We start from the raw sequence: 20,697 nt of genomic DNA on the forward strand, positions 1-20,697 counted from the left end.
ATTGCGAAGCGGTTCACTTCCGCTTTGCTATCCCTCGTTCCGGTTTCCCCCTATTGAGCGCTCCATGAAAAAGATGCCTCGCTGGCTTGCCGTGTTTGCGGCCCTGTTGCTGCCCTTTGCTGCCGTCGCGCAGCAGAAGGGGCTGGATATCGACATCATCGGCGGCAATGCCTCCGCGCTGCCGATCACCATCGTGCCGATGCCTTACCAAGGCTCGGCGGCCGCCCCGCAGACCGACGTTGCCGGTGTGGTGCGCGCCGACCTGGAGCGTTCAGGCCAGTTCCGCACGCTGCCCGAAGCGCAGATCGTCGAAAAGCCGGTGCGCGGCGGCGATATCCAGTTCGCCACCTGGCGTGCGCTGAAGCAGAACTACATCGTGGTCGGCCGTGTGCTCGACGCCGGTGCCGGCGCCTACCGCGTCGAGTACGAACTGTTCGACGTGCCCAAGGGCGAACGCCTGCTCGGCCTGGCGATGACCGCCCGTGGCAATGCCATGCGCGACGTCGCCCACCAGATGGCCGACGCCATCTACGAGAAGATCACCGGTGTCCGCGGCGCTTTCTGGACCCGTATCGCCTACGTGACCGCCAGCGGCAAGGGCGACGCCATGCGCTATGCGCTGATGGTGGCCGACTCCGATGGCTACAACCCGCAGACCATCGTGCGTTCGGCCGAGCCGCTGCTGTCGCCGTCGTGGAGCCCCGATGGCAGCAAGCTGGCCTATGTCAGCTTCGAGCGTGGCAACTCGGCCATCTACATCCAGAACATCGGCACCGGCGCGCGTGAGCTGGTCACCAGCTTCCGTGGCATCAACAGCGCCCCGGCGTTCTCGCCGGACGGTCGCAAGCTGGCCCTGACGCTGTCGCGCTCCGGCAATCCGGAAATCTACGTGATGGACCTGGGCAGCAAGCAGCTGACCCAGCTGACCAACCACTTCGCCATCGATACCGAGCCGACCTGGGCGCCGGACGGTAGCGCGGTGTACTTCACCTCCGACCGCGGCGGCCGTCCGCAGGTCTACAAGGTCGGTGCGGGCGGCGGCAGCGCCGAGCGCGTCACCTTCCAGGGCAACTACAACGCCAAGCCCTCGGTGTCCTACGACGGCAAGAAGATCGCCGTGGCGCAGGGCTCGGGCAACAGCTACAAGATCGCGGTGATGGACAGCTCGCTGGGCTCGCCGCGCTGGAGCACGCTGTCGCCGGGGTCGCTGGATGAATCGCCGAGCTTCGCGCCCAACGCAAGCATGGTGCTGTACGCCGCCCGCGAAGGTGGCCGTGGTGTGTTGTATGCCGTTTCGGCCGATGCGCGGGTTCGCCAGCGCCTGGTCCTGGCCGATGGTGATGTGCGCGAGCCGGCATGGTCCCCATACCGTACCCAGCGCTAAAAGAGTGTTAATATTTTCGTTGTCTTGAACCCCTCATCGGCCTAGGAGCCACAAAGGTATCGCCATGAACAAGTCCACCCGCGTTCTGCTTGTTTCCCTGCTGTCTGTGGCCGTCCTGGCCGGTTGCTCGAAGAAGGTGAAGGAAGAGCCGCAGGCTCCGGTCGACACCGGCACCTCGACCACCACCCCGACCGGTCCGTCCACCTCCGGCCTGTACGGCCCGGGCGACCTGGACACCGACGCCTGCCTGCGCCAGCGCGTTGTCTACTTCGACCTGGACAAGGAAGACGTGAAGCCGGAATTCCAGGCCATCATGGCGTGCCACGCCAAGTACCTGCGTGACCGTCCGTCCTCGCGCATCACCCTGCAGGGCCACACCGACGAGCGCGGTTCGCGCGCGTACAACCAGGCCCTGGGTGAGCGTCGTGGCAACGGCGTCAACTCGGCCCTGCAGGCCAACGGTGGCTCGGCTTCGCAGCTGACCGTCGTGTCCTACGGTGAAGAGCGTCCGGTCTGCACCGAGTCGAACGAGGCTTGCTGGTCGCAGAACCGTCGCGTCGAAATCGTCTACACCGCGCAGTAATCCATGCGCATTGGCATCACATTGATGCTGGTCGTTGCGGCAGCCCTCGCGGCTGCCGCACCGGCGCATGCACAGCGACAGAGCCTGGCCGATCGTGTCGGCGCGCTCGAGCAGCAGATGTACAACAACAGTGCCAACCAGGACCTGTTGAACCAGATCAACCAGCTGCGGCAGCAGGTGACGAGCCTGCAGGCCTCGATCGAGCAGTTGCAGCACGACAATGCCCAGCTCAAGCAGTCCGCCCAGGATCAGTACCTGGATCTGGACAGCCGCCTGAACCGGTTGGAAGGGGGCAATGCAGCCCCGGCCCTGCCGCCCGTTCCGGCGAGCGCGCCGAAGGCCGCCCCGGCCCCGGCAAAACCCGCAGCGGCGGCCACTTCCGAGCGGCCGCCTTCCGTCCATGGTGATGCCGGCAGCCTGGCCGCCACCGGCGACGAGCGCACCTCCTACAACGTCGCCTTCGATTCGCTGAAGGCTGGCAAGTACGATGATTCGGCGCAGCTGTTCCTGAGCTTCCTGCAGCTGTACCCGAACGGCGTCTACGCGCCGAACGCGCTGTACTGGCTGGGCGAGAGCTACTACGCCACCCGCAATTTCCCGATGGCCGAGACCCAGTTCCGCGAACTGCTCGCGCGCTATCCGACCCACGACAAGGCCGCTGGCGGCCTGCTCAAGATCGGCCTGTCGCAGTATGGCGAGGGCAAGATCGATCAGGCCCAGCAGACGCTGGAGACCGTCGTGGCGCAGTACCCGGGCTCGGACGCCGCGCGCACCGCCCAGGACCGCCTGCAGTCCATCCGCCTCGGCAGGCAGATCCGCTGATCCGCTGACCGGGCGTACAATGGGTGCCCTGTAGAGCCGAGCCCACGCTCGGCTGCTTTCGTTTCCGGAACGGCAAACCCGGCCGGATCCGGCAGCGCCGGGCCATGCCCGTCCAGTTGCTGTGTTGTAGAGCCGAGCCATGCTCAGCTGCGTTCGTTACCGGCCACGGTAGCCCACCCGCCACGTGTCCCACCAAGAAGTGCCCGCCATGACCGCCGTTACCCTGTCCAACGCCGTCGCCACCCCCAGCGACATCGTGCAGTCGCCGCTGCCGCGCCTGAAGATCACCGAGATCTTCACTTCGCTGCAGGGCGAGGCCGACACCGCCGGCTGGCCGACCGTGTTCGTGCGCCTGACCGGCTGCCCGCTGCGCTGCCAGTACTGCGACACCGCCTACGCCTTCCATGGTGGCACCTGGTGGGATATCGACGACATCGTGGCCGAGGTGCTGGCCCAGGGCGTGCGCCACGTCTGCGTCACCGGCGGCGAGCCGCTGGCGCAGAAGCGCTGCCTGGTGCTGCTGCAGAAGCTGTGCGATGCCGGCATGGAGGTCTCGCTGGAGACCTCCGGCGCGCTGGACGTCAGCGCGGTGGACCCGCGCGTATCGCGGGTGGTCGACATCAAGACCCCGGGTTCGGCCGAAGTGGCGCGCAACCGCTGGGACAACCTGCCGCTGCTGACCGCCCACGACCAGATCAAGTTCGTCATCTGCAGCCGCGAAGACTACGACTGGGCCAAGGCCCTGCTGGCCCAGCACGATCTGGTCAAGCGCTGCACCGTGTTCTTCTCGCCCAGCAAGGGCGAGATCACCGCGCGCCAGCTGGCCGACTGGATCGTCGAAGACCGCCTGCCGGTGCGCTTCCAGATGCAGTTGCATAAAATCCTGTGGAACGACGAGCCGGGCCGATGAGGCCGGGCAACGTTCCCTGATGTAACTCCGGCGCGGGACAGCGTGCTGGCTTTCCCCCTCCCAACCGGATGTTTTACCCATGAAGAAGGCAGTCGTGCTTCTCTCCGGCGGCATGGATTCAGCCGCCGTCATCGCCATGGCCCAGGAACAGGGCTTCGCCGTGCATGCCCTGAGCGTGCGCTACGGCCAGCGCCACACCTCCGAACTGGACGCCGCCGCCCGCGTGGCCAAGGCCCAGGGCGTGGTCGCGCACAAGACCGTGGACGTGGACCTGCGCAGCATCGGCGGCTCGGCACTGACTGACGACATCGACGTGCCCGAGGCCGGCGGTGCCGGCATCCCGGTCACCTACGTGCCGGCGCGCAACACCATCATGCTGTCGCTGGCCTTGGGCTGGGCCGAAGTGCTCGGCGCCAACGACATCTTCTGCGGCGTCAACGCCGTGGACTACTCCGGCTACCCGGACTGCCGTCCCGAGTTCGTAGCCGCGTTCCAGGCGCTGGCCAACCTGGCCACCAAGTCGGGCGTGGAAGGGGCGGGCATCAAGGTGCATGCCCCGCTGCAGTTCCTCAGCAAGGGCCAGATCGTCAGCGAAGGCGTGCGCCTGGGCGTGGACTTCGGCCTGACCGTGTCCTGCTACAACGCCGACGCCAACGGTGCCGCCTGCGGCCACTGCGACGCCTGCCGCCTGCGCGCGCAGGGCTTCGCCGAAGCCGGCGTGCCGGATCCGACGCTGTACGCCTGAGGTGATGGGGGGGCGATGTCCCCATGGTAGGTGCCAACCGTGGTTGGCACTGAGCGCCGGGCACGGCCCGGCGCTACCGTTGCCGCAACCACCCCGACGCTTCAATAAACACCCGCACCGCCTCGGCATCGTCATAGTCCAGCTCGATCATCCGCGCGATCCCCGCCTTCTCATCCGGCTGCTGCCGCATGTACTCCTGCGCGATGCGATACCCGGCGTAGTACCCCACATCACTCACCCCGAACGCATTGCCGGCGTTGTTGTACAGCCAGTTGTCGAGGTCGGCCCCGTCCATCTCGGCAATGAAGCGTGCGCGGATATCCGCCTCGTGCGCGGGCCCGTAGGTGTATAGCGGCAATGCCGGCCGACGCCCGCTCAGCCGCTCGGCCACATACTCGGCCACACCCTCGCGCACCGCATACTGGGCCAGGCTGCCGGTGGTCTCGCGCTGCTGCGTGTGCACGTATTCGTGCAGGTTGTTCTGCGCGTTGTTCGCACCTGGCCGGCTGTCGTAGAAGATCCGCAGGCGCCCGCGCATTCTCTCCGGCAGCTCGCTCACGTCCACGCGCGCGTCGCCCAGCGCCATCTCCGCCCCGATCAGTACCTTGTCGCCCAGCGTGGTGCCGCCGGTGCGCAGCACACCCACTGCGTAGGTGATGGTGGCCGGTCGCAGCGCCGGGTAAAGCGCACGGAAAGCGGCCAGATCGCGCTCCAGCGTGGCACTGGCCTGCTGTGCGTTGGCGGTCAGCGGCCGCACCGAGGTCCAGAAGCGCGGCCACGCCTGCATGGCCTCTGCGTACTCGCGGGCGGTGTAGTGGCGCACCTGCATCAGCGCATGCAGTCCGGGGCTGCCCGGATCGATGTAACGCTGCTGCACCAGCGCCACGCGGCGCTCGGGATCGGGTTCGGCGCGGACCGCATCGTAGGTGGCCCAGAAGCGGGCGATGTCGTCGGTAACGACCTGGGATGGGGCGGCCAGGGCGGTGCAGGGCAGCAGGGCGGCAAGCAGGCTGACGATCAGGCGCATCCGTGGCTCCGGGAAAGGATCACAGATGGGATGCGCCGATGGCCCGAATGGTTTAGGCCCACAGCCCAGATCGGGCTAGTGCCGGCCGCTGGCCGGCAACCTCGGCACACCAGGGTTTCACGCGACCGGCCAAAGTAGGGTAGAATGCCCACCCCGCCGAAAGGCTGGGGCAGTGCAATGGGCCGTTAGCTCAGTCGGTAGAGCAGAAGACTTTTAATCTTTTGGTCGAAGGTTCGAATCCTTCACGGCCCACCATTGCGATCAATGACTTAAAGCGCCCTTGTGGCGCTTTTTTCGTCGGCTCCGCAATTGCGTCTGCAATACTCGTCTACAGCCTGCGGAAATTTGGCCACTCGTTAGGTATTCTTCGGCTGCTGATCGAGTAGGACGCTATCGGCTAGCGCGGTTGCGAGCCAGTGTCGAAATTGCCTTTGGAGGGGTAAAGGCACTCGTTGGCGGGGCTTCTAAGTCCCGCTCTGAAGATCAATCTTTGTCATCGCGGGATCTCGCTTGCCCTCTCTTGGAGCGACTGGGACGAGCTGTTGAAAGAAGCTCTCGAGCCAGGATGGCTCAGATAATCGTCGTATTGACGATCTAGAACGGCCGATGAGTCTCATCACGAAGACGATGGGGCTTGAAGATTTCTAGCTATCGCACGAGTAATGGGGTAAGGCATGGAATCCAAGTGGATCTCGCTCGCGGGTGTGGTAGGAACAGCAATCACTGTGATCCTTGCTGTTGCAGTACCGTTGTGGCAACGGGAGACCTCGGAGCTTTCAGTAACCGTTGTGTCAAAGGCAAATCTGAATCCAGCAGTGCCAGACGGGTTTGCTCCCCAGGTCAGTTTATCGATTGACGGTAAGCAGGTGCAGCAGCCTCATTACTCTGTGATAGAGGTGGAAAATTCGGGGTCGCGCGCGATATTGGCTGAGTCGGTCGAAGAACCCTTGCAGATCAGATTAAAAAAGGGCGTTATCGTGAGCGCAGAGGTGATTAGCGCTGAGCCCGATGCACTGAAGCCGCGGACGCGACTCCACTCCGACAGCATCGAAATTGTTCCGGCCCTTTTGAACTCCGGAGATAGATTTCAGGTCGGAGTAATCTCAGCAGGCGGATCGCCGTCTTTCATAGCCGAGGGGCGCATAGCGGACTTGCGATCGATCAGCGTTGCCGAAAAGTCGTCTTCAGATGCCAAGATTCCCGGTATGCGATATCTTCTTGGCATAGGGCTAATTCTCTGTTCAGGCATGCTGACGGCGCTGGGAGTTAACGGAACGTTTTTTCGCGATAGTGAGATGCGTGCAGCTCCTAGGCCGGCCGCCGCACTTGTGCTCTCCTTCGTTACAGCCATAGCGTTTGCGTTCCTGGTTCAAGAAGCATTCCTCGAAGCCATGGCGGCGTATCCAAGATGGCTCGTCGTTTCTCTTTTCGTGGGCGGGGCAACTGGCATGCAGGTTCTTGGTCAGGCCATATTTATCACGCGTGAAAGGCGGATTGCTACTTAGGGTCTTCAGTTCTTTGGTTGAATCAAGAGACGAAGGATTTACCTGCTGAAAGTTCTGTCATAAGTTTTCATCATGGCATTGCTAACCCCAAGTGCATCTTGGCGATCCGCTCGATTACCCGCTGTATCGGTAAGGCCCTTGCGTTTGAGGTCGTGCAGGCTGAAGCGCTCCTAGGCCGTAATGATCGCCGCGCTTATTGAAAGTTGGATGAATCGCTGCAAAGTGCTGTCCAAGCTGGTTTTCTGCGGAGGTTCGCCGTGCTAAGCAAGGAACGGGTGGCGCTCTTCGGCGCGCAGATGGACTGGCATGCTGTGGAGTTCAATGATGACCTCACGGCGCGCGATTGCAGCATCCCATTCGCTTCGTAGTCGCGAGAGCCACTCCACCAGATTGTCGCGGCTGCGTTTACGGCGGTTGGTGTGCAGCCCTTCAGTCGTGCCTTGCGCCTCGTTCAGCGTGAGCGTCTCAATTTCGCGCAGTCTGCAGAGAGCACCATGACCATCCAAAGATGGGGTGGTGCCGAGCCCTCAGTCCTCGCCGTTCGCATGGAGCGCTCCTAGGCGATGCATAGGCTGCATTGGTAAGAAGGCGCCGGCGCTTATGCACTTTTGCCTGTTCGAGTCCCTGGACGGGATCGTGATTAATGATTCCCCGGTCAAGCGTCAAACGGAACACCAAGCGCCAGTAGCGCAGCACCATACTCGCTTTCGTAGGCGTGCTTGCGGATTCGATCTTGTCGATCAGATCATGGAAATTGTAGTTGCGCAGCTTTGCCGCCTGAAGCTTGCCGAATGGCACGCCAAGGTTGGCGGGATAGTTGATCAGCACGCTCCGCGCTGACTCGTAATCGTCACGGGTGCCTGCGGCCATGCGTCCCTCCCGACGTTACCAAGGATTCTGCACCGCGCCCATTTTCCTTCTGTCTGGGTCCAGACGGATGAGCGCTGGTTGCTTCGGTACAACAGCCGGGAGACGACCAGCGTCACTCCTGACGGCGGCCCCCCTGGGGCGGCGCCTGAGGATGGAAGGCCGGAAGATGTGGCAGGTGAAGGAAGTGCGCGCTGCGAACGCCCGGCAGGCGAAGCGGTATGGCGAGTGGTCGTGCGCGGCCAGGCTCTATCCCCTTCTGCCTCTGCGTGAGGCTGTCGCCAAGCTGACATACAGCACCTCGATCCTGCCAGAACCGCCGTTGCCCGGCCTGTCGCCCACCCGGGAGCAGTAGCAACAAGCGCGTCGTCTGGCCGAAGCTGACAACGAGGACGAGGAGTGGATCAAGGCGGCGTTGGAGATTCGTAGGCTTCAGGTCGACTCGAAGCCCAGGGTGAAGAACCCGGTTAAGAGAGGATTAGGGCATGCGCAGTCGTTCTCGTTGAACGTCATTGAGTCTCGGGACAGGGCTAGCGGCTTCTCCGACGTCCCCCCGAGATTGAGTAGCGCGACGGTTTGGAGTCCAATCCTCAACGACAAGGAGATTGGACGTGAAGAAGCGCTTTTCCGAAGAACAGATCATCGGCTTCCTGCGCGAGGCCGAGGCGGGCATGCCGATCAAGGACCTATGCCGCCAGCATGGCTTCAGTGAGGCCTCGTACAACCTGTGGCGCAGCAAGTTCGGTGGGATGAGCGTGCCCGACGCCAAGCGGCTCAAGGACCTGGAAGCGGAGAACTTACGCCTGAAGAAGCTGCTGGCCGAGCAGGTTTTCGAGAACGACGTAATCAAGGATGCGTTGCGAAAAAAGTGGTGACCGCACCGGCACGCAGGTTGCTGGTGCGGAGCATGGTCGAGAAAGGGCTGAGCGAGCGGCGCGCGTTGGTGGTTGCACGCATGAGCGCCAGCGCGCTGCGTTACGAGCCCAGGCCGGACCACAACGTTGAACTGCGCGAGCAGATCGCTGCACTGGCACACAGGCATCGACGTTACGGCATGGGCATGATCCATCTGAAATTGCGACAGAAGGGGCATGTCGTGAATTACAAGCGCGTGGAGCGCCTTTATCAGCAAGCAGGTCTGCAGGTGCGTCGCAGGAAGCGCAAGAAGGTACCTGTCGGTGAGCGTCAGCCTTTGCTGCGCCCGTCCGCCGCCAATCAGGTGTGGTCGATAGATTTCGTGTTCGACCGCACCGCGGAAGGCCGAGTAATCAAGTGCCTGACCATCGTGGACGACGCCACCCACGAGGCCGTGGCCATCGAGGTGGAACGGGCTATTTCCGGGCAGGGCGTTGCCAGGGTGCTGGACAGATTGGCCGTTCAACGCGGTCTGCCGCAGGTGATCAGGACAGACAACGGCAAGGAGTTCTGTGGAAAAGCGATGGTGGGGTGGGCTCACGAGAAGAGAATTGCCCTGCGCCTGATCGAGCCGGGCAAGCCGAACCAAAACGCTTACGTTGAGTCCTTCAACGGGCGGCTACGCGATGAATGTCTGAACGAGCACTGGTTCCCGACGTTGCTCCATGCCAGAACCAGTATCGAAAGCTGGCGGCGCGACTACAACGAGGAAAGGCCTAAACGAGCACTTGGCGGACTGACGCCCGCCCAATACCCCGCGCAGTTGGCTGGCAAGAGGGATAAGATCAGCACCGGACTCTAAACCCGACCGCTACTGAGGACGGGGGGACGTCGGAGGATGCCCAAACAGGAGCGCATTCTGCCGGCGCGAAGCTGCTGCTGATCCCTCAGCACAACCTGGTGCTGGCCACTCGCGGTTCCACCCAGTTCTTCCTTCGCATCTACGAGCTGGCTCTGCAGGCCAGTTTCCGCGCGGACTTCACAATGGAGCAGCTGTCCGCTGAGCTGGGCTTGGTGGTGGACCAGCTCTGGCCAAACTACGAGAAGGCAGCGGCCGAAGCCGGCCTGCCGCTCGAACAGCTCGGGACCGAGCTGGTGCTGGGTGGTTGGTCGCCAAAGAACGGGCGAATGATGGCAACCGGATATGCCAAGAGCGACAGTCGGCGCCCGACCCGGGTTCAACCGATCGGGGGCCAGCTCGCGTCGCCAAGCGAACCGCTACAGGCGGTGACGCCGAGCATGGCTCAGGCTGATCTCATGGCCCACGCGCGTCTGCAGGCCAGCCACCTCAATGAGCAGATGGGCCGGCGGGTCGCCGGCGGCCGTCTACTGATCGGAGTCCTCCAGCAGGGGCAGGCGGTGGTGAAGGACCTTGGCACCATCTGAGTGCATTGGCCTATCAAGGTCGAGCTGTGCGCTGCGGCCTAGCCAAGGACCGCAGCGCACATCAGTCAATCTGTTACTTGGTTCTTACGGGCGTCCATCCGTAGTTCCATAGGAGTTCTGGCGCCATGGATTGACACGGGGAAGAGCCGATCAGGGTACATGCCTCTTGTCGTGTGAAGGGCGGGTTGCCTGCCAGGATGATGGATAGAGTGTTGTCTACGCCCACGTGACACTGATCGTCTTCAGGCGGGCAGAATTCGGTGGCTCCGCATCCCGTAGTGATCTTTAGGAAAATGGAAGACGTCGTGTTGCCTCCCGACCATTGCACACCATTGCAGTATGAGGCTGTCTGCCCTATTGGCGAGCCGTTGGCGTCAAAGTAGATGTAGTTGCTCGCTTTGTAGCGGGCAGCGCTTGCGCTGGTGCTGATGGCTGTGAGCGATAAAGCCAGTAGAAACAAATTCACTGCTTTCACTGATACACCTCCATATGTAGAAATTGCGCGCATCGCCTGGGCTGCATGTAAGGTTCACTCGCGCGTGTTTGGCACATCGTCCCCGTTCTGGAACTTCCAAGCCGGATTTGCCAGATGCGGTTAACCACTGTCAAATAGAGTTCTGTGACATTGTCCCAGCTCTGATGCAGCACTTCGTTGAGGAGCGCAGCGGCAAATGCGTCTGCGCATGCACGTCACTGGAACTCGATGACTTCGCGCATCGGTTGCGTCCAGGTGTCAGTTACTACGCACGCTCCTTCATGACAGAAGGTCTGAGTGCAGCGAGCCATGCCGCCGCCGGTGGGGACGCACGAAGTGTGGAAGGAAGCGGCATTGGCGACGGGCGCAATGCCTACAGTTCCGGCCGCTCCAGCGGCAGCAACGATCAAACCAAGCAAGACACTTTGGATCTTCATGATCACTCCATTGTCAAGTTGATGAATGCCCGGTGGGCAACCGGAAAGTCTCAACGGACTTGGAAGTTAGCAATAGGAAAATTGCTCATGCCTCTGTAGGGAATTACCGACGGAGCCGCTTGGAGGGGCATTTCGAGGGAGGTCTGAGCGGTTAAGGCGGACTATTGGGCGAATCGCAGCGATTGAGACGGCCAACCGTATCCCTCCGGCCATGCTTCACTCGCACGGCTACCAAGGTTTCCGCTCAGCACCGCCACCCTCTGGCTGGGTCCAGACGGGTGAGCGCTGGGCGCTCTGGTACAACGGCCGCGAGACGGCCAGCGTCACGCCCGACGGCGGCCCCGGGGTGCGCCTTTGGATGGAAGGCCAGAAGATGTGGCAGGTGAAGGAGGCGCGCGCCGCCAACGTCCGGCAGGCGAAGCGGTACGCTGAGCGCTGGTGCGCGGCCAAGCTCTATCCTGATCTGCCCCTGCGTCAGGCGGTCGCCCGGCTGACCGACAGCACCCCGATCCAGCCTCAGCCCGCGCTGCCTGGCTTGCCGCCAACCCGCGAGCAGCAGCAACAGGCTCGGCGCCTAGCCGAAGCCGGAGCGAAGGAGGTCGAGCGAATCAAGACGGCACTCGAACCGCGCAAGCCGCCAGCAGAGACGAAACCCCGAGCGAGGAACGCCCGCACTAAGGCGTGGGTGAGGGCAGGGCTGCAGCAGATGCGGCGGGGTGTTTAAGCGGACCAAGATCGTTCCGCAAAATTCCCTAACCCCTTGTGCCGCAAGACTTTGAAGTGCTCGTTTTGATCTTCTATGCGGAACAGATAGACGCGTAAGGCGTTGAAGGATCTATGGTTGTCCCGTGACTTTTAATCTTTTGGTCGAAGGTTCGAATCCTTCACGGCCCACCATTGCATCAATGATCCAAGTCATTCAAAAAGGCACCGCCAAGCGGTGCCTTTTTTGTTGCTTGTGCCAACTCCTACTTGGCCTTGGCACCCTGCGCTCGCGCCGTGTCGCGCTCCGCCGCTGCCTGTGCGGCAGAGGCTGCGGCGTTGGCGGCCCGCTCCGCCGCGGCACGATCCGCATCGAACCGCGCCTGCCGCTGGACGCTGTAGGTGCGCTCCAGTTCCAGCGACGCCAGGAAACTGTCGGGGTGCTTCGCGGCACAGGCCTGCTGTACGAGCTGCACAGCATGATCGGACAGCCCGGGCTGGATATTGCCCAGCAGGCAATCGGCATACGGTACGGATGCAGCGGGGCCGCCAGCCAGCGCGGCAACGATCACGACATTCAACATACAAACCTCCTTGTAGGTTTCGATGGGACCCGGTACCGGCCGGTCCGGCCCCAGTATGGCCCGGTTTGCGGTACAGGGTGATGCTACTCCGGCCGCACGTCCCGACACACCAGCTCGGCCAGACTGCGGCAGGCAAAGAACAGCCCTTCAACCACGCCGGCATCCAGATGCCGGTCCGGCGTGGCCATGGCCCGGCAGCGGTCGGCGGCGTGCAGCATTTCCGCTACGGTCAGCATGCCGATGGCGGCCCGTTCCACCCGCGACAGGGCAACCCCGCGCCCTGTGGAAACGTTCGTTTCAGGCCAGGGCAAGCCATCGGCGCCTTCGCCCGCGCGGATGCGTTTGAGGCAGCCCAGAAACGTGCTCAGTTCGGGCGAAGGGTTGTCGTCGTCATCGTTGATGCTGGCGGCGTATGAAGCATAGGGCGGACGGTCGGTCATCTCGGCTTCCTCGGCTCTGGAGTGGGCGTGCCACCGCGCAGGACGGGTGGCGGGCGATGCGTGGCTGCAAGCCGGAATGACATCACGCAGTAACCGGCGGGCCCGAAGACCCCCACGCACCGCCCGCCATGAAGGCCGACGGATCACCCGCCGGCACGGTCCAGAGACAGCGTCGGCGGGTGAGCGCAAACAACAGCGTGAATGTCATTGCGGGCTTGCAGGCCCGGTGCCACCCGTTGTCGGTGGCGCTGCATGGTGTTTACGCATGCGCTTGGATTTCAATGAGGATTCTCCGAAGAGAAATGCGGAACCAAGGCGCGCGGCGATGGTGGCGCAGACACATCTGATGCAGCAAGCGACAGCACGCGACGTGTTCGTTCTAGTGCTCAGTCAATCGCGTTGGAAAATGTCGAAATCTGCTGATGGCGGCGAGCAAGTCGTGAGCATTCGCATGGAACGTGGGCGTCACTTTTGCATGAGTTGGTTGCTTGGCCAGCGAATCATGCCCTCGAAAATGGGTGCATTTGCGACGACCATGGGGCTGACTTCCGCGCCTGGGTGAGGTGTTGTAGAGCCGAGCCATGCTCGGCTGCGGTTCGCGCCAATGCCTAGCCGAGCGTGGGCTCGGCTCTACAGTGGTCCATCCGCGCTTGGCGTGGATCTACGCATTTCGCAGGGGTGGTAAGCATGCCGAAGCCGCCAATGCCTGCGGCAGGGCGGTATCCTCGGTCTCTTTCCCAGGATGGGTTTTCCCCATGCGCCTCATCGTGCTGTCGCTGTTGTTGTCCGCTGTCTCCACCACGCCACTGATGGCCGCCGAACCGGCGCCGTCCGCGCAGACAACGCCGGCCACGCCGCTGGTCATCGGCGAAACCTTCACCATCGAATCGAAAACGCTGGGCGAGACCCGCCGCATCAATGTCTACCGCCCGCAGCCGTGGGGCCTGGACCCGAAGGCGCCGCTGCCGGTGCTCTACATGCCCGACGGTGGCATCGGCGAGGACTTCCTGCATGTGGCCGGGCTGGTGCAGGTACTGACCGGCAACGGCAGCATGCGCCCGTTCCTGCTGGTCGGCATCGAGAACACCGAGCGCCGCCGCGACATGACCAGCCCCAGCAAGGACCCGCAGGACCAGAAGATCGCGCCGCGCATCGGTGGTTCGGCGGCCTACCGCGCGTTCCTGCGCGATGAACTGATGCCACAGGTGCGCCAGCGTTACCCGACCACCGACGAGCGCGCGTTGATCGGCGAGTCGCTGGCCGGGCTGTTCGTGGTCGAAACGCTGCTGCAGGAACCGACGCTGTTCAACAGCTACATCGCGCTGGACCCCAGCCTGTGGTGGAACCGGGGCACCATGCTGGCGGGCGCGACCAAGCAGCTGCCGGCAGTGACGCGCGCACAGCCGCGCGTGTTCCTGGCCAGCAGTGGTCAGCCGGAGTTGGCGGCCTCTGCTGCGCAGCTGGCAACGCTGCTGGAGCAGGCGTCGCCGTCCCCGCTGGTGAAGTACCTTCCGCTGCCGGAGGAAACCCACGCCACGATCTATCATCCGGCCGCGTTGCAGGCGCTGCGCACGCTGTTCCCCGCGCCGCCGCCGGCCTCGCCCTGACCGCACTGGCAGCGGCTTGCGCACCATGCAAGGATGCGGCAGCGGCGCCATCGGGTGCGCCGTCCGCAACGGGAGCGTGTGGATGCAGCGTGTGCGTGGATGGAGTGTGGCGGCCTGCCTGGCCGTGAGTGGCTGTGCGATGTCGGTGGCGCCGCCGGCAGCGCAGAGTGAAGCGAAGGAAAGCGCGGCCGCCGCCGTGTCGGGCGTGGTACTGCCGGACACCGAAGCGCTGCGCGTGCACGATCCGGTCGGCCGCGATTACCCGGTCTGGGTGGCGTTGCCGGCCGACTACGCCGCACATCCGGAAAAGCGCTATCCGGTGCTGTACGTGACCGATGCGTTGTACAGCTTCCCGCTGGTGCGCAGCGTGCGCAACCTGGTGGGCCAGAAGGGTGTCAACCTGGAGGATTTCATCCTGGTCGGGCTGCCGCCGCAGGAGGGCCTGACGTCCAAGCAGAGCCGTTCGCGGGATTACACGCCCAGCGACCCGGCGCGTACCGATCCGCGTGACTACAGTGATGACGTCAGCTACGGCGGCGCAGCGCACTACCGCGATTTCCTCGCCGAGCAGGTGCTGCCGATGATCGATGCGCGTTACCGCACTGATCCGGCTCGGCGTGCCTATGCGGGGCATTCCTATGGCGGCCTGTTCGGCGCCTATGTGCTGACCACGCGCCCGGACATGTTCCGCACCTACATCCTGTCCAGTCCGTCGCTGTGGTTCGACGACCATCGGGTGCCGCGCATGCAGGCCGAGGCCAAGGCACCGGCGCAGCCGACCACGGTGGTGCTGTCAGTGGGCAGCTTCGAGACGGTCAAGCCTGAACCACGCTATTTCACCCGCAACGACATGCTGCGCCACAACGCCGACTTCGCCGAGCAGCTGCGCAGCAGCGGGCGATCGTTGAAGGTGGAGGACATGGTGATTGATGATGAGGATCACTTCACCGTCTACCCCGACATGATCACCCGCGCGCTGCTGAGGGTTTTCCCGGGTACCGGGCCCTACAGCAGCGGTTGATGGTGGACGCCATCCGCGGATGAATGCCTCACGCCGCCTGCGCATCCGGCCCGGTCAATACGCCGACATCGGCATGCCGGAAGCACAGCCGGATGGCATCCAGAAGCTCGCTCATGTTGTAGGGCTTGGGCAGGAAATGGATGCCGTCGCGCAGCTGCGGCAACACCTGGTGCTGGTCCATGCCCGAGGTCACCAGGATCGGCAGGTGCGGGTACAGTCCGCGTACCTGGTTGGCAGCTTCAATACCGCTGATCGCACCCAGGTTGACGTCAGTGAACAGCAGGTCGAAACGCTCTCCAGCGGCCAGCAGGCCCAATGCTGCTTCGGCGGAGCTCACGCCCACCACGTGGCAGGCCTGGCTTTCCAGCGCAAGACGGCTCAGCTCGCGGGTTTCCTCGGCGTCCTCGATCAGCAGGACGCGGGGTTCAACGTGGCGCTTGGACAGCAACATGACGCTACAGCTCCGGAAAGCAGCAATGAAAAGGCGCGCAAGTATGCGCAAGCCGGGGGTGATCCCGGCGTGCACGCCAGGCTAAGCGGGCGTTACAGCGGGCGTGGGCGTCGCCGGCGTACCTGCCAGGCCAGCACCGCCACGGCCAGCACCGCCACGGCCAGCAGCGCGGTGCCGATGCGCAGGTTGGTGGCCTGCCAGCCGAGCGCGACGGTGTCATCCAGGCTGAATACATTCCAGGCCAGGTTCATCGATACGTGCAGCACCAGGCCACACCACAGGGTGTCGCCGTCCAGGTGATCCAGCCAGGCGAAGATGAAGCCGCCCAGGGCAATCACCGCGCCGACGAACAGGGCGGTCCCGCCACCGTCGAAGCCGCCGAAGCCCAGCCAGTGCACCCAGCCGAACAGCAGCGCCTGCGGCAGTGCCAGCACGGCCCATGGGCCACGAATGAGCTTCACCAGCAGTACGAAACCGAGGCCGCGGAACAGCACTTCTTCGGCCAGTGGGAACAGCCCGGCGAGCATCGTTGCATCCAGGGCGGTCAGTGCGGTGTTGGGCGTGCCCAGTAGCGCCAAGCCCAGCCAGCACGGCAGGCTGGCCAGCAGCACCCACATCGGGCCACGCCAGCCGTTGCTGTGCAGCCCCAGGCTGGCCATCAGACCCATCCCGCGTGGACGCAGCAGCGCGGCCAGCAGCAGGGCCAGCAGCACGGCCAGTGCGTTGTCGAGCAGGCTGCCGCCATAGGCAATGGGCAAGGCGGGAATCGGCGTGCCTGCGGCCACCGCGATATCGCGCAGATTCAGGCCAACGCCGACGCCGAGCAGCGCCAGCACCCATCGCACGGCGTTGGCCAGACGGGAAAGAATGGTCATGCGCGCACTCCCTGCGGAACCAGCGTGCAGTGTGAAAGGTGGCGAGGGACGCCGGCACGCGCCGGAAGTCCCTGTGCCATCGGTCATGCGTTGCCGCACAGTCATCGCGGTGCAGGTACAGTCGATGCCAGACTGACAGGAGCAATGCCGATGCTGTGCCCCGTGTGCAAGACCCAGACCCTGCAGATGGCCGAGCGCCATGGCATCGAGATCGACTATTGCCCAAGCTGTCGCGGTGTGTGGCTGGATCGTGGCGAGCTGGACAAGATCATCGAGCGCGCCGGCGCGGGTGCAGCGGTACCGCCGCCCGCCGCGGTGCAGTCGCAGCCAGCTGCCGCGCCGCCGCCGGTGATGCACCGTGACACCCGCCATCTGGGCCAGCGCTACGAGGACAACCGTGGCCAGCAGTACGGTCACAGCTACAAGAAAAAGAAGAAGGACAGCTTCCTGTCAGAGCTGTTCGACTTCTAGCCGCTTCGCTCTTTGTAGCGTCGAGCCACGCTCGACGCTACGGGGGCCGCATGATCACGGCCGGCGCAGGATGAACTCGCGATCGCGGGTGTCGCCGACGATGAAGTCGTACTCGCCCACTTTGCTGCAGCCATAGCGTGCGTAGAAGCGCTGCGCGCCGAAGTTTTCTTCCCATACGCCCACCCACAGGGTGCGGCGCTGCGGTTGGTCCAGCCACTCCATGAACGCCTGCATCAGGCGCGCGCCGTGGCCGCCGTTCTGGTAGTCGGCCAGGATGTAGAAACGCTTCAGTTCAATGTCGCCCTCGCGGGCCTCGGCATGCGGCAGGGTGTTGGCACCGGCGGCCAGGTAGCCGACCACGGCGTCGCCGTCCATCAGCAGCCAGATGGCACTGCGTGGGTCGGACAGTTCGATGCGCTGCGGTTCGCTGCTGTAGTGCGCCTGCAGGAAATCGTGCAGTTCCTGCGGCGGATACGAGTCGCCCCAGGTTTCGTTGTAGGTGGCGATGGCGGTGGCCGACAACGCGTCGACGTCGGCAAGGGTGGCGCGGCGGATCTGCAGCGACATGGCGGGGCCTGCAATGGAACGAGGCGCAGTGTAGCCGGCCCCGGTGGTTGCCGGGGCTGGCGGTTGCTCACGATCCGCTGCTCAGAACCACATCCGCACGCCGGCCACCCAGCGCGTGTCGCGCGCGTGGTCAGCGCCGTAGTCGGCGGTGTCGCCGAAACTGCGTTCGTGGCTGATGCCGATGTACGGAGCAAAGCGGCGGCTGAACTCATAGCGCAGCCGCAATCCGGCTTCGACCTTGTTCAGGCCGCGGCCGATGCCGTACTCCGGTTCATCCTTGGCCGCGACGGTGGCTTCCAGCAGCGGCTGCAGGATCAGGCGGTTGGTCAGCAGCACGTCGTACTCGACTTCGGCCTTGGCCAGCACCTGGCCACCGGAGCCCATGTACAGCGTGGCCGAACTTTCGAACTTGTACGGCGCCAGGCCCTGGATGCCGATTGCCGCCCAGGTGCGCGAGTCGGCGGGGCGGAAGTCCTGGCGCACGCCGACCAGCACGTCCCACCACGGCGACACGCTACGGCCGTACAGGGCCTCCAGCGATGACGACTCGGTGCGGCCCTGGCTGCGTTCACCATCGGTGCGCAGCCACAGGCGGTTGATGTTGCCGCCGATCCAGCCGGTGGCTTCCCAGGCCTGGCCGTTGCTGCTCTTGCCATCCCAATGCTCAAGCCGGTCGATCAGCAGCAGGCTGTTGATCTCCGGCGCGTGCTCCATCGCGCCATGCGCGATCGGCGGGAAGGCGGCGGCGCGGTCGGCGTCGGTCGGGACCGGGATCGGCTCGCGTGGTTCGGTCGGCGCGGGCGCGCCGTGACCCATGGCGGCGTGGTCCATCGTTGAATGATCCATCGCGGAATGGTCCATCGCCGCCGGCTGCATCGCGCCGTGTTCCATCTTCGAGTGATCCATGGTCGAGTGGTCCATCTTCGAATGATCCATCTGCGAATGATCGACCGGTTCGATCGCGGACGTCGCAGTCTTCGCCGGCACGTCCATCGTGCCCATGTCATGCCCGGCATGCGATTGCGCGAACACCGGCAGTGCGGTGGCCAGGCCCAGCGCCAGCAGGCTGGGGGAAAACAGTGAGCGCCTCATTCTTCGATCCTCACTTCGCGCATCATGCCCGCTTCCATGTGGTACAGCAGATGGCAGTGGTAGGCCCAGCGGCCGAGGGCATCGGCGCGCACGCGGTAGCTGCGGCGGGTGCCGGGTGGCATGTCGATGGTGTGCTTGCGGACCTGGAATTCCTCCCGCGCGTTTTCCAGGTCGCTCCACACGCCGTGCAGGTGGATCGGGTGCTGCATCATGGTGTCGTTGACCAGCACGATGCGCATGCGCTCGCCGTAGTTCAGCCGAAGTGGCTCGGCGCTGGCGAAAGGGATCCCGTCGAACGACCAGGAGAATTTCTCCATGTGACCGGTCAGGTGCAACTCGACTTCGCGGCTGGGCTCGCGACCATCCGGGTCTTTGAAAAGGCTGCGCATCGCGCCGTAGGTCAGCACCTGGCGGCCGTTCTCGCGCAGGCCGATGCCGGGGTCGTCCAGCTTCGGCTCGGTGGCCGAGCTCTGCATGTCCACCAGCGGATTGTTGCGCTCGCTGGCCGGGTGCTTTGGCGCCTTGCTGGCGGCATCACCGCCGCCGTGCGCACCGTGTCCCATGCTGGCGCCGCAGCCGCCTTCCATGCCCTTCATCGCGGCCATGCCGTGGCCACCATGGCCACCCGCGCCCATGTCATGACCCATGTCGCTCATCGTCAGCAGCGGGCGCGGGTCGCGTGCAGGGATCGGCGCCTGCAGGCCGTGGCGTACCGCCAGCGTGCCGGCGGCAAAGCCGGTGCGGCCCATGTCCTGGCAGAAGATGGTGAACGCGTCCTGGCCGCTGGGTTCGACCAGCACGTCGTAGGTTTCGGCCGGGGCGATGCGGAACTCGTCGATGCTGACCGGATGGATGTACTGGCCGTCGGCGGCCACCACGGTCATCTTCAGGCCGGGGATGCGCACATCGAAGTAGGTCATCGAGGCGCCGTTGATGAAGCGCAGCAGCACCTTCTCGCCGCTGCGGAACAGCCCGGTCCAGTTGCCGGCCGGGGCGGTGCCGTTCATCAGGTAGGTGTAGGTGTGCGCATTGATGTCGGATATATCGGTGGGCGTCATCCGCATCCGGCCCCACATGCCGCGGTCGGACAGCGCGGCAGACCAGCCGTCGCGCTTCACGTCACGCAGGAAGTCCGGCAGGGTGCGCTTGTAGTAGTTGTCGTGCTCGGCGAGCTTCTTCATGCGCCGGAACAGCGCGCCCGGATCCATGTCGGTCCAGTCCGACAGCAGGATCACGTGTTCGCGGTCGTGGTGGTACGGCGCCGGTTCGGCCGGGTCGATGATCAGCGCGCCGTACAGGCCGGCCTGCTCCTGGAACATGGAGTGACTGTGATACCAGTAGGTGCCCGACTGCTTGAGGTCGAAGTGGTAGTGGTAGGTCTCGCCGGGGCCGATGCCGTTGAAACTCAGGCCGGGCACGCCGTCCATGTTGGCCGGCAGCAGGATGCCGTGCCAATGGATCGAGGTCGGGTGGCGATCGAGCGTGTTGCGCACGAACAGATCCACGGTCTGGCCTTCGCGCCAGCGCAGGATCGGTGCCGGCAGCGATCCGTTGACGGTGATCGCCGGGCGCGTGCGGCCGGTGAAGTTGGCCAGCGATTCGCCGATGGACAGTTCCAGGCGGGTATCGCTGAGTACGGCAGGGGCGCCGGCCAGGCGCGGGGTGGCGCGGGCGGCGGCCAGCGCGCGCTGCGGCACGCCGACGGCGGCGATGCCGGCAACCACGCCGCCGGCAGCCAGGCCTTGGACGAACAGGCGACGCGACGGCAGGGGCGGGGCGCCCGGGCCGGGGGGAATGCGGGTATTCATGAGGTGACTCCAGACACGGAAAA

Annotated in this window: 23 protein-coding genes and 1 tRNA gene; 14 read left to right on the forward strand and 10 right to left on the reverse strand. The window is 64.3% G+C overall.

Annotated elements, in window-relative coordinates:
- The first annotated feature begins 64 nt into the window (after positions 1 to 64).
- The 5 genes from tolB (at position 65) to queC (ending at position 4,444) form a co-directional block, all read left to right on the forward strand.
- A complete protein-coding gene (tolB, locus tag QZ853_RS10720; protein WP_295572871.1) occupies positions 65 to 1,384 on the forward strand; it encodes a Tol-Pal system beta propeller repeat protein TolB in 1,320 nt (439 codons plus the stop codon).
- 64 nt (positions 1,385 to 1,448) lie between these two features.
- Positions 1,449 to 1,967, forward strand: a complete 519-nt coding sequence (gene pal / locus QZ853_RS10725; RefSeq protein WP_295572873.1) for a peptidoglycan-associated lipoprotein Pal — start codon at positions 1,449 to 1,451, stop codon at positions 1,965 to 1,967.
- 3 nt (positions 1,968 to 1,970) lie between these two features.
- A complete protein-coding gene (ybgF, locus tag QZ853_RS10730; protein ID WP_295572875.1) occupies positions 1,971 to 2,789 on the forward strand; it encodes a tol-pal system protein YbgF in 819 nt (272 codons plus the stop codon).
- A gap of 208 nt (positions 2,790 to 2,997) precedes the next feature.
- Complete coding sequence (gene queE / locus QZ853_RS10735) at positions 2,998 to 3,699, forward strand: 7-carboxy-7-deazaguanine synthase QueE (RefSeq protein ID WP_295572877.1); 702 nt, start codon at positions 2,998 to 3,000, stop codon at positions 3,697 to 3,699.
- Between the two features lie 79 nt (positions 3,700 to 3,778).
- Positions 3,779 to 4,444 (forward strand): 7-cyano-7-deazaguanine synthase QueC, encoded by a 666-nt coding sequence (gene queC / locus QZ853_RS10740; RefSeq protein ID WP_005410745.1) that lies wholly within the window; start codon positions 3,779 to 3,781, stop codon positions 4,442 to 4,444.
- A gap of 73 nt (positions 4,445 to 4,517) precedes the next feature.
- Here the strand turns inward: queC and QZ853_RS10745 are convergent, their stop codons facing one another.
- A complete protein-coding gene (locus tag QZ853_RS10745) occupies positions 4,518 to 5,471 on the reverse strand; it encodes a DUF2268 domain-containing putative Zn-dependent protease (RefSeq protein ID WP_295572880.1) in 954 nt (317 codons plus the stop codon).
- Positions 5,472 to 5,650: 179 nt separating this feature from the next.
- On the opposite strand from QZ853_RS10745, the gene QZ853_RS10750 reads away from it, so the two are divergent.
- Together QZ853_RS10750 and QZ853_RS10755 are read left to right on the forward strand one after the other, a co-directional pair.
- A tRNA-Lys gene (locus tag QZ853_RS10750) sits at positions 5,651 to 5,726 on the forward strand.
- Between the two features lie 419 nt (positions 5,727 to 6,145).
- Positions 6,146 to 6,976: a hypothetical protein gene (locus tag QZ853_RS10755; protein WP_295572883.1), complete on the forward strand. Its 831-nt coding sequence runs from the start codon at positions 6,146 to 6,148 to the stop codon at positions 6,974 to 6,976.
- A gap of 465 nt (positions 6,977 to 7,441) precedes the next feature.
- On the opposite strand, the gene QZ853_RS10760 is transcribed toward QZ853_RS10755, so the two are convergent.
- On the reverse strand, positions 7,442 to 7,846 hold the full coding sequence (locus tag QZ853_RS10760) for a hypothetical protein (RefSeq protein ID WP_295572886.1): 405 nt from the start codon (positions 7,844 to 7,846) through the stop codon (positions 7,442 to 7,444).
- Positions 7,847 to 8,514: 668 nt separating this feature from the next.
- Here QZ853_RS10760 and QZ853_RS10770 point away from each other — a divergent pair.
- Both QZ853_RS10770 and QZ853_RS10775 read left to right on the forward strand, forming a co-directional pair.
- Positions 8,515 to 9,560, forward strand: a protein-coding gene (locus tag QZ853_RS10770) for an IS3 family transposase (protein ID WP_295573478.1) whose coding sequence is annotated in 2 segments (ribosomal slippage) — positions 8,515 to 8,713 and positions 8,713 to 9,560 — 1,047 coding nt in all. Because the reading frame shifts where the segments join, the coding sequence is not laid out codon by codon here.
- Positions 9,561 to 9,658: 98 nt separating this feature from the next.
- Entirely contained in the window at positions 9,659 to 10,144 is a 486-nt protein-coding gene (locus QZ853_RS10775) for a hypothetical protein (RefSeq protein WP_295572888.1), read from the forward strand.
- 690 nt (positions 10,145 to 10,834) lie between these two features.
- On the opposite strand, the gene QZ853_RS10780 is transcribed toward QZ853_RS10775, so the two are convergent.
- Entirely contained in the window at positions 10,835 to 11,056 is a 222-nt protein-coding gene (locus QZ853_RS10780) for a hypothetical protein (protein ID WP_295572891.1), read from the reverse strand.
- Between the two features lie 211 nt (positions 11,057 to 11,267).
- Here QZ853_RS10780 and QZ853_RS10785 point away from each other — a divergent pair, with 211 nt between their 5' ends.
- On the forward strand, positions 11,268 to 11,780 hold the full coding sequence (locus QZ853_RS10785) for a hypothetical protein (protein ID WP_295572894.1): 513 nt from the start codon (positions 11,268 to 11,270) through the stop codon (positions 11,778 to 11,780).
- Positions 11,781 to 12,024: 244 nt separating this feature from the next.
- Here QZ853_RS10785 and QZ853_RS10790 read toward each other — a convergent pair whose 3' ends face one another.
- Both QZ853_RS10790 and QZ853_RS10795 read right to left on the reverse strand, forming a co-directional pair.
- Positions 12,025 to 12,342, reverse strand: a complete 318-nt coding sequence (locus tag QZ853_RS10790) for a hypothetical protein (RefSeq protein ID WP_295572897.1) — start codon at positions 12,340 to 12,342, stop codon at positions 12,025 to 12,027.
- Positions 12,343 to 12,425: 83 nt separating this feature from the next.
- On the reverse strand, positions 12,426 to 12,782 hold the full coding sequence (locus tag QZ853_RS10795) for a hypothetical protein (protein WP_295572900.1): 357 nt from the start codon (positions 12,780 to 12,782) through the stop codon (positions 12,426 to 12,428).
- Positions 12,783 to 13,047: 265 nt separating this feature from the next.
- Between QZ853_RS10795 and QZ853_RS10800 the strand changes: the two genes are divergently transcribed.
- The 3 genes from QZ853_RS10800 (at position 13,048) to QZ853_RS10810 (ending at position 15,410) form a co-directional block, all read left to right on the forward strand.
- A complete protein-coding gene (locus QZ853_RS10800) occupies positions 13,048 to 13,344 on the forward strand; it encodes a hypothetical protein (RefSeq protein ID WP_295572902.1) in 297 nt (98 codons plus the stop codon).
- Between the two features lie 193 nt (positions 13,345 to 13,537).
- On the forward strand, positions 13,538 to 14,389 hold the full coding sequence (locus QZ853_RS10805) for an alpha/beta hydrolase-fold protein (RefSeq protein ID WP_295572905.1): 852 nt from the start codon (positions 13,538 to 13,540) through the stop codon (positions 14,387 to 14,389).
- 82 nt (positions 14,390 to 14,471) lie between these two features.
- Positions 14,472 to 15,410 carry an alpha/beta hydrolase-fold protein gene (locus QZ853_RS10810; protein WP_295572908.1) on the forward strand — a complete coding sequence of 313 codons (939 nt, stop codon included), beginning with the start codon at positions 14,472 to 14,474 and terminating at the stop codon, positions 15,408 to 15,410.
- Positions 15,411 to 15,438: 28 nt separating this feature from the next.
- Here the strand turns inward: QZ853_RS10810 and QZ853_RS10815 are convergent, their stop codons facing one another.
- Both QZ853_RS10815 and QZ853_RS10820 read right to left on the reverse strand, forming a co-directional pair.
- Positions 15,439 to 15,861: a response regulator gene (locus QZ853_RS10815; RefSeq protein WP_057496965.1), complete on the reverse strand. Its 423-nt coding sequence runs from the start codon at positions 15,859 to 15,861 to the stop codon at positions 15,439 to 15,441.
- Positions 15,862 to 15,953: 92 nt separating this feature from the next.
- Entirely contained in the window at positions 15,954 to 16,736 is a 783-nt protein-coding gene (locus tag QZ853_RS10820) for a CPBP family glutamic-type intramembrane protease (RefSeq protein ID WP_295572910.1), read from the reverse strand.
- Between the two features lie 150 nt (positions 16,737 to 16,886).
- Here QZ853_RS10820 and QZ853_RS10825 point away from each other — a divergent pair, with 150 nt between their 5' ends.
- Positions 16,887 to 17,207: a zf-TFIIB domain-containing protein gene (locus QZ853_RS10825; protein WP_295572912.1), complete on the forward strand. Its 321-nt coding sequence runs from the start codon at positions 16,887 to 16,889 to the stop codon at positions 17,205 to 17,207.
- 54 nt (positions 17,208 to 17,261) lie between these two features.
- On the opposite strand, the gene QZ853_RS10830 is transcribed toward QZ853_RS10825, so the two are convergent.
- The 3 genes from QZ853_RS10830 to QZ853_RS10840 all read right to left on the reverse strand — a co-directional run bounded on the left by QZ853_RS10830 (position 17,262) and on the right by QZ853_RS10840 (position 20,674).
- A complete protein-coding gene (locus QZ853_RS10830) occupies positions 17,262 to 17,774 on the reverse strand; it encodes a GNAT family N-acetyltransferase (protein ID WP_295572915.1) in 513 nt (170 codons plus the stop codon).
- Positions 17,775 to 17,855: 81 nt separating this feature from the next.
- On the reverse strand, positions 17,856 to 18,866 hold the full coding sequence (locus tag QZ853_RS10835; RefSeq protein WP_295572917.1) for a copper resistance protein B: 1,011 nt from the start codon (positions 18,864 to 18,866) through the stop codon (positions 17,856 to 17,858).
- A complete protein-coding gene (locus QZ853_RS10840) occupies positions 18,863 to 20,674 on the reverse strand; it encodes a copper resistance system multicopper oxidase (RefSeq protein WP_295572919.1) in 1,812 nt (603 codons plus the stop codon). The genes QZ853_RS10835 and QZ853_RS10840 overlap by 4 nt, the downstream gene beginning before the upstream one ends.
- Positions 20,675 to 20,697: the final 23 nt, after the last annotated feature.

This window comes from uncultured Stenotrophomonas sp., from assembly GCF_913778665.1.
Classification (GTDB): Bacteria; Pseudomonadota; Gammaproteobacteria; order Xanthomonadales; family Xanthomonadaceae; genus Stenotrophomonas.